Below are 5,860 nucleotides of genomic sequence, written 5' to 3'. Positions count from 1 at the left end.
CCTCCAAACCGGACGCCACCACCACCCCTACCGCCACGCCCTGATCACCACCACCCACACCCACGCCATCACCCACCTCCGCCAACCCCTCACGATCACGGGGGACACTCCGGCGTCCCGGGGTGCCGTCGCGGAGGTCGCATTCCTCTTCCCGGGGCAGGGCGCGCAGTACCCGGGCATGGGCCGGGAGCTGTACGAGACCGAACCCGTCTACCGCGAGCACCTCGACGCCTGCGCCGAGGCCGCCCTCCCCCACCTCGGACGCGACCTGCGCGACCTGCTGCACGACGGGGAGGCCGCGTACGGCACCGACGTGGCGCAGCCGGCGCTGTTCTCGGTGGAGTACGCGCTGGCCCGGCTGTGGATGTCCTGGGGCATCACACCCGAGGCCATGATCGGCCACAGCCTCGGCGAATACGTTGCTGCCTGCCTCGCCGGCGTCTTCACCCCCGCCGACGCCCTCGCCCTCGTCGTCACCCGAGGACGCCTCATCGAAGAACTCCCCGAAGGCGCCATGCTGGCGGTCGCGCTGGCCGAGGACGGTGCCGTCGCGCTGGCCGAAGCGTGCGGGCTGTGCGTCGCGGCCGTCAACGGACCGGAGCAGTGCGTGCTGTCGGGGGCGCCCGAGGCGGTCGCCGAGGCCGAGCGGCGATGTGCCGCGGACGGCGTGCGCCACCGGAGGCTGCCGGCCACGCGCGCGTTCCACTCGGCGCTGACCGGGCCCGCCGTGGACACCTTCCGCCGGGCCGTCGAGGGCGTGGCGCTGTCCGCTCCCGTGATCCCCTTCGTCTCGGACGTGACCGGTACCTGGATCACCGACGCGCAGGCCACCGACCCCGGTTACTGGGCCGGCCACATCCGGGCGGCCGTCCGGTTCGACGACGGGCTGCGCACGCTGCTCGGGTCGCAGGACCGGGTGCTGCTGGAGGTGGGCCCCGGCGCGACGCTGACGTCGCTGGCCCACCGCCGCGGGGAGCGCGGCCGGGCGGTGGCCACGCTGCCGACGACCGTGCGGGCCGGGCGGCCCGAGCCGGACGAGCCGACGGCGCTGCTGCACGCGGCGGCCCGGCTGTGGGAGGCGGGCGCGCCGCTGGACTGGGCGGGCCCGCGGGGCGGCGCCGGTGGCCGCCGGGTGCCGTTGCCGACGTATCCCTTCGAGGGCAAGCCGTACCGGCTGGGCGGGGCGGGCGCCGCACCGGCCCGCCGGGCGGCCGGGGACGCGCCGCCGGTGCCGTCGGCGCATCCACGGCCGGACCTGCCCGTGCCGTACGCCGCGCCGGAGGACGACCTGCAGCGGGCCGTGGCCGCGCTGTGGGAGGAACTGCTCGGCTACCAGGGCATCGGCGTGCACGACGACTTCCTCCAGCTGGGCGGTGACTCGCTGCTGATGACCCGGCTCGCGGCCCGCCTGCGCGAGACCTTCCCGGTCGACCTGCCGCTGGAGCGGTTGTTCCGGCTGCCGACGGTGGCCCAGCAGGCGGCAGCCGTGGAGGAGGCGATGATCGCCGCGCTGGCGGAGATGTCCGACGAGGAGGTCGCCCGGCTGACGGGCGATGATCCCGCGGCCGGGGCCCGGCAGAGCCCCCACGAGGCGGAAGGAGATGCGGCGTGACGGGTACCGGAGCGGAGGAGACCCGCCTGTCGGACGCCAAGCGGGCCCTGCTGCGCAAGTGGCTGACCACCCCCGGCGGCCCCACGGCCGCCCCCGGCCGCACCACGGCCACGCCCGCGCCTGCCGCGGCCCCGGCGGGCGGCGAGCGGCCGGTCGCGCGGCCCGGCGGCGGCCCGGCACCGCTGTCCTTCACCCAGCTGCGGCTGTGGTTCCTGGAGCGGCTCACCCCCGGCAACACCGCCTACAACGCGCCGCTGGGTCTGCGGCTGCGCGGGCCGCTCGACGCGGCCGCGCTGGAGGGTGCGCTGAACGGCGTGATCCGCCGGCACGAGGTGCTGCGCACCGTCGTCACGGAGCGGCCGGACGGCACGCCCGTGCAGGAGGTCGCCCCGCACCGGCCGGTGCCGCTGCTGCGGCAGGACCTGCGCGCGCTGCCCGACGCCGAGCGGGAGGCCGAGGCGCGCCGGATCTGCCTGGCCGTCGCGCGCGAACCGTTCGACCTGACGAGCGCCCCGCTGTGCCGGGCGCGGCTGCTGCGCCTGGGCGCCGACGACCACCTGCTGCTGCTGGTGTGGCACCACATCGTCTCCGACGCCTGGTCGGGCGGCATCCTCATGCGGGAACTGGGCGCCCTGTACGAGGCGTTCCGCACCGGCCGGCCCGATCCGCTGCCGCCGCTGCCGCTGCAGTACGCCGACTACGCCGCCTGGCAGCGCGAGCAGCTGGCCGGCGAGCGGCTGGAGCGGCTGGTGGAGCACTGGCGCACCCGGCTGGCGGGGGCGCCGCCGGACCACGGGCTGCCCACCGACCGGCCGCGGCCGGAGACGCAGGACTTCGCCGGGGACGAGGTCGCCTTCACGCTGCCCGCCGCGCTGACCGCCCGCCTGGAGGAGGTCGCCCGCGACTGCGGGGCCACCTTGTTCTCGGTGGTGCTCGCCGCGTTCCAGAGCGTGCTGCTGCGCTGGAGCGGGCAGGACGACCAGCTCGTCGGCGTCCCGGTGGCGGGCCGCACCCGGCCCGAGGTGGAGGGGCTGATCGGCTTCTTCGCCAACACCCTGGTGCTGCGCTGCGACCTGTCGGGCGATCCGTCCTTCCGTGAGCTGGTGCGGCGGGTGCGCGACGGCGCCCACGACGCCTACGCGCACCAGGAACTGCCCTTCGAAAAGCTCGTCGAGGCGCTGCGCCTGGACCGCGACCCGGCCCGGCACCCGCTGTTCCAGATCCTGTGCACCTGGCAGAACGAGGGGATGGCCGAGTACGCGCTGCCCGGTCTGGGCGTGGAGCCGGTGACGGTGCACACCGGCACCGCCAAGTTCGACCTCCAGCTGGGTCTGCTGCACCGCCGGGGAGCGATCGACGGGCGGCTGGAGTTCGCCACATCGCTGTTCGAGCGGGCGACGGCCGAGCGGCTGGTGCGGGTTCTGCGGACCCTGCTCGAGGGCGTGGCGGCCGACCCGGGGCTGCCGCTGTCACGACTGCCGCTGAGCGATGCGGCGGAACGTGCGCTGCTGCTGCGCTGGAGCGGCACCGGCGCGGTCCGCGCCGAGCCCGCGGTGCACCGGCAGGTGGCCGAGCAGGCGGCGCGCACCCCGGACGCGGTGGCCGTGGTGTGCGGCACGACCCGGCTGACCTACGCCGAACTCGACGCCCGTGCCGCACGGTTGGCGGCGCGGCTGCGGGCGGGCGGGGTCGGGCCGGAGACGCCGGTGGGGGTGTGCCTGCCGCGGTCGGCCGATCTCGTCGTCGCGCTGCTTGGCGTGATGCGGGCCGGGGGGACGTACGTGCCGCTGGATCCATCGTTCCCCGACGAGCGGCTGGCATACCTGCTGGCGGACACCGGCGCCCGGCGGGTGGTGACCGGCGCGGCGCTCGCCGGGCGCTTCCCGCAGTGCGACACCGTGCTCCTGGACGTGGGCGGCGACGACGCCCCGGTGGGGGATCTGCCCGAGGTGGATCCGCGGCAGCTGGCGTACGTCATCCACACGTCGGGGTCGACGGGGCGCCCGAAGGGGGTGCAGGTCACCCACGCTTCGGTGGCCGATCTGCTGACGCACGTACGGGAGTTGCTGGCGTTCGGCCCGTCCGACGTGCTGTGCGCGGTGAGCACGGTCTGCTTCGACATCTCCGTGCCGGAGATCTTCCTGCCGCTGTGCACAGGGGCGCGGCTGGTCGTCGCCGACGAGCAGGAGGTACGCGACGGCGTCCGGCTGGCGGCGCTGCTGCGCGAGCACGGGGTGACGGTGCTGGACGCCACGCCCGCGACCTGGCGCATGCTGATCGCCGCCGGCTGGAAGGGCGGGGACCGGCTGCGCACCGCCCTGTCCACGGGTGAGGCGCTCCCCGCCGACCTCGACGAGCAGCTGCGCGACCGGGTCGGCGAGGTGCACAACCTGTACGGGCCGACGGAGACCACGGTGTGGGCGACCGGGCAGCGCACCGCCGGCGGCCCGGGCCCGGTGCCGATCGGGCGTCCCGTGGGCAGCGCCCGCGCCTACGTGGTGGACGCGCACGGCGCGCTGGTGCCGCCCGGCGTCACCGGTGAGCTGCTGATCGGCGGCGGCGGAGTGACCCGCGGCTACCGGGGACAGCCGGCGCTGACCGCGGACCGGTTCGTGCCCGACCCGTTCGGGCCGGCCGGCGGGCGGCTGTACCGCACCGGTGACCTGGTGCGCTGGCGCGCGGACGGCACGCTGGCCTACGTCGGCCGCCGCGACCACCAGGTCAAGGTGCGCGGCTACCGCGTCGAACCGGGCGAGGTGGAGGCCGCGCTGCGGCACCACCCGGGGGTGGCCGAGGCCGCCGTCACCGCGGAGGACGGCCCCGGCGGGGCGCGGCTGCACGCCTACGTCGTCCCCGCCGACCCGGCGGCGCCGCCGACGGCCGCGGCGCTGCGGCAGGCGCTGCGCGAGCGGCTGCCCGCCTACATGTGCCCGTCCGTCTTCACCGCGCTCGCCGCGCTGCCGCTGAACGGCAACGGCAAGGTCGACCGGCGCGCACTGGCGTCGGCCGCCGGAACCGCCCTGCCCGGCGGCGGCACCTACACCGCCCCGGCCACCCCCACGGCGAGGACGGTGGCCGAGGTGTGGCGCAAGGTCCTCGGTGTCGAGCGGGTGGGCCTGCGCGACAACTTCTTCGACCTGGGCGGGCATTCGCTGCTCGTCCTGCAGGTCCAGCGGGAGCTGACGGCGGCGCTGGGCCGTGCGCCGTCGGTCGTGGACATGTTCCGGTACCCGACCGTGGCCGCGCTCAGTGCCCGCCTGGACGCGGGGGCGCAGGCGGCGCCGGCGCCGGAACCGGCCCGCGCGGACGGCCGGGACCGGGCGCGGGAGCGCCGGGCGGCGGCCGGCCGGCTCAGGCAACGACGTACGGGGGACGGCGGCCGGGCCGCCGACGGACGAAAGGAACACCAGCGATGACGGATACCGGGCTCGACAACGCGGTGGCGATCGTGGGCATGGCCGGACGGTTCCCGGGCGCCCCGGACATCGCCTCGTTCTGGCGGAACATCCGCGACGGTGTGGAGTCGGTGTCCTTCTTCACGGAGGAGGAACTGGCCGCCGAGGGCATCGCCGAGGAGGTCTACCGCCATCCGGACTACGTGCCGGCCAAGGCGGTCCTGGACGACTGGGACCTGTTCGACGCGGAGTTCTTCGACACCAGCGCCCGCGACGCGGAACTCATGGACCCCCAGCAGCGGCTGTTCCTGCAGACCGCGTGGCACGCCCTGGAGGACGCCGGGCACGCCGGCCGCACCGACGGGGTGCGGGTCGGGGTGTACGCGGGCGCGTCGATCTCGACGTATCTGCTGCAGGCGATCGGCGCGAACCCGGGGCTGCTGCAGTCGGTCTACATGGACGACATGCCGCTGCTGATCGGCAACAGCGGTGACTTCCTGGCCACCCGGGTGGCGTACAGGCTGGGCCTGTCGGGTCCGGCGCTGACCGTGCAGACGGCGTGCTCCACCTCCCTGGTGGCGCTCCACCACGCCTGCCAGGCGCTGTTGTACGCCGAGTGCGACATGGCGATCGCGGGCGGCGCGGCGGTGCAGACGCCGCACCGGGCCGGTTACGTCTACCGGGAGGGCGGGCCGAAGTCGCAGGACGGGCACTGCCGGGCCTTCGACGCGGCGGCCGGCGGCACGGTCGGCGGCAGCGGTGTGGCGGCGGTGGTGCTGAAACGGTGGCGGGACGCCGTCGCCGACGGCGACCACGTCTACGCCCTCGTCCGCGGCTCCGCCGTCAACAACGA

3 protein-coding genes are annotated in these 5,860 nt (G+C 75.9%); all 3 read left to right on the top strand.

Annotated features, from left to right (window positions below; genetic code table 11):
* Positions 1 to 1,612, top strand: a 1,612-nt coding sequence (locus ABZ340_RS36225; RefSeq protein ID WP_358786150.1) for an acyltransferase domain-containing protein, incomplete at its 5' end; no start/stop codon positions are given.
* Complete coding sequence (locus tag ABZ340_RS36220) at positions 1,609 to 5,028, top strand: amino acid adenylation domain-containing protein (RefSeq protein WP_358786149.1); 3,420 nt, start codon at positions 1,609 to 1,611, stop codon at positions 5,026 to 5,028. The genes ABZ340_RS36225 and ABZ340_RS36220, both read left to right, overlap by 4 nt.
* Positions 5,025 to 5,860 (top strand): polyketide synthase (locus ABZ340_RS36215; RefSeq protein ID WP_358786148.1); only part of this gene is annotated, 836 nt, incomplete at its 3' end. The genes ABZ340_RS36220 and ABZ340_RS36215, both read left to right, overlap by 4 nt.

The organism is Streptomyces sp. NPDC006134, assembly GCF_040628835.1.
Lineage (GTDB): Bacteria > Actinomycetota > Actinomycetes > Streptomycetales > Streptomycetaceae > Streptomyces.
The sequence above is the reverse complement of the archived record's forward strand: the minus strand, read 5'-3'. Positions and strand labels throughout refer to the sequence as shown.